This window comes from Lactococcus ileimucosae (assembly GCF_943193185.1).
Lineage (GTDB): Bacteria > Bacillota > Bacilli > Lactobacillales > Streptococcaceae > Lactococcus > Lactococcus ileimucosae.
In genome coordinates this window covers 1-2461 of record NZ_CALPDE010000044.1, presented here as the reverse complement: position 1 = coordinate 2461, position 2461 = coordinate 1, and the positions used below count along the sequence as shown (strand labels likewise).

General features: G+C 35.2%; 2 protein-coding genes and 2 pseudogenes. 3 read left to right on the top strand and 1 reads right to left on the bottom strand.

Annotation, left to right across the window (positions count from 1 at the left end; genetic code table 11):
• On the top strand, positions 1 to 782 hold a 782-nt coding region (locus NFR51_RS10580), incomplete at its 5' end, for a Rib/alpha-like domain-containing protein (protein ID WP_251713609.1).
• Between the two features lie 117 nt (positions 783 to 899).
• On the opposite strand, the pseudogene NFR51_RS10575 reads toward NFR51_RS10580, so the two are convergent.
• Positions 900 to 1031 (bottom strand): annotated as a pseudogene (locus NFR51_RS10575) (IS3 family transposase); the annotation flags it as partial.
• A gap of 636 nt (positions 1032 to 1667) precedes the next feature.
• On the opposite strand from NFR51_RS10575, the gene NFR51_RS10570 reads away from it, so the two are divergent.
• Together NFR51_RS10570 and NFR51_RS10565 are read left to right on the top strand one after the other, a co-directional pair.
• A complete protein-coding gene (locus tag NFR51_RS10570) occupies positions 1668 to 2069 on the top strand; it encodes a DUF1310 family protein (protein ID WP_202231665.1) in 402 nt (133 codons plus the stop codon).
• Positions 2070 to 2073: 4 nt separating this feature from the next.
• Positions 2074 to 2461, top strand: a pseudogene (locus NFR51_RS10565) (hypothetical protein); the annotation flags it as partial.

Below are 2461 nucleotides of genomic sequence, written 5' to 3'. Positions count from 1 at the left end.
CAAGTACATCAGGTGAAAAAGACGGTGTAGTTGTGGTTAAATACCCAGACGGTTCAAGCGAAGAAGTTCCAGTTAAGGTTGCGGTTACCTCAGATGCAGATAAGTATGAACCAAAAGGCCAAAATGTTAATACAGGCTTGAACGAAACACCAAAAGCTGAAGACGGAATCTCTAACAAGGGCGGTCTTCCAGAAGGTACAACTTACGAATGGAAGGCACCAGTAGATACAAGTACATCAGGTGAAAAAGACGGTGTAGTTGTGGTTAAATACCCAGACGGTTCAAGCGAAGAAGTTCCAGTTAAGATTGTGGTTACCTCAGATGCAGATAAGTATGAACCAAAAGGTCAAGACGTTAATACAGGCTTGAACGGTACACCAAAAGCTGAAGACGGAATCTCTAACAAGGGCGATCTTCCAGAAAGTACAACTTACGAATGGAAGGTACCGGTAGATACAAGTACATCAGGTGAAAAAGACGGTGTAGTTGTGGTTAAATACCCAGACGGTTCAAGCGAAGAAGTTTCAGTTAAAATTGTTGTAACAGATAAAACTACAGATGCGGTTGAACTTGTTCCAACGGGACAAGATAAGGGAAGCTCACCAGAAAGTATGAAGCCAGATGTTAAGGCATCAGCTAATCGTAAAGTAACTTCTGACAGCAGTGGTTATGCATTACCAGCGACAGGTGATAATGATTCTGCTGGTTTAGTAGGCCTAGGAGCTTTACTGTTAGGTAGCTTAGGACTGGTGGCTACTCGCCGTAAGAAAGAAGAAGTCTAAATATTACTTCTAAAAAGTCTTTTGTGTGAGGATAGAATAAAGATAGAGATAGTTTGATTTTATCCAAAGCATTCGATTACGTATTTGTATTGCTCCTAAGAAGTTAAACATTTAAATTTAATTAAAGGATTTAGTTCTGTGTTGTACAGGGCTAAGTCCTTTTAGTTTTGTTTTGATATGTGTGTTGTGGTAATAAATATAGTCATTAATAGCTTGTTCAAGAGTCTCTAATATCTTAAAATACTTCTCAACATGAGCGATTTAATCGAGCTGTCCAATAAGAAATATTGGTGATTGGCAAACTTAGATGAAAAGAATTTAAGAGATATTAAAAATATTATTGATTTTGAGGAAAAGCGTTAAAAACGCATTCTAGGGTTAATGCTAATAATGGTTTTGAATGTCTTACAGAACGTATTTAGTTTAGTTAGAGAAAATTGCGAAGTTATTGAGTGATAAATTTAAGGAAAAACATTTGGATATAAATTGGCATAAGTATCTCAAAAATAGAAATTTTTATGTTCATGTTTATAGCGAGGGAAACAATCAAAGATTAGCAGAATCTTCAAAAGGATATTCCACAACTTAAAGTAAAAAAGGGGAAAAATATTTCAGAAATGTAGATTAACTACAAAACTAACCGGGCGGTGAAAGAAGTATATGTACGAATAAAATTTATAAAATAAAGGATTGCTGAGCTTTAACTGTTTAGCAATTTTTTACTTTGTACATTTTTTTAGAGTTAGTCCAGGATAAGCTGTTTGTTTGATTCTGAGTTTCTTAAATTTATTGACAGTATAGAAAATAGGATGGTAAAATAAGAGTGTGATAAAAAGAACAATCTTTTTGTCGTAATATAATCTTCTATTTTGGAGAGGTATAGATATGGATACGAAAAAGAAGGCCTTAGTATCAATGGGGATTTTGCTTGCTGCAATTCTTCTTATTATTCTAAGTATTGGAGGGAAATTTTATATGGATCAGAAACAGTTTCAGAATGAGATGATAAGCGTGGTGAAGAGTGAAGAAGCCAAACAAATTTTTGAAAATTCATTAAAAGATTTGGATTCACAGGCCTTGACACCAAACGGAAAGATTAAATCTTATGAGATTGATTATGGAAGTGTTACACATAACCCAATGGGTGGAATTATGATTAAGCTAATAGTTAATAAAAATGGAAATTTTTATGTGCGTATTACTTTGTCTAAGTACTCGGAAAAGCTAGAGGAGAGTGGTGGTAGTGTATCTGCGGATTTAATAGAGTTTTTGGATAAGGAGGGATAACACCATGTCGTATACGGATAAAGAATATGTTCAAATTGCGCAACAAGAATATGAGCAATTTGATGTAGGAAATTCTGTCACTATTGGAGAGGGAGTCAATAAGAAAACTATAGGCTATGTCTCCGAAGTCATAAACAACGAAAAAACAGGCGAACAAACCTATATCATTACAGACGGTAACCCTAAAACTCAAAAACCAGAAGATGTTAAAAATGTAACTTTTCTCAACCAAGGTTCTACAGGTATTGATAAAACTCTTCAAAATCCTGGCGAGGTAAGGCGAGATTGGTGGGATAATAATAAACAAATTCTAGGAAATGTGCTGGAGTCCTTTAAACATCCGCAAGCTGTACTTCCCCCAACGAGACAAATGAAGTCAACAGCTCAAACTC

What these genes read in the sequence shown, in the direction of transcription:
- NFR51_RS10570 (WP_202231665.1), top strand. Translation starts at nt 1,668, where the DNA reads ATGGATACGAAAAAGAAGGCCTTAGTATCAATGGGGATTTTGCTTGCT.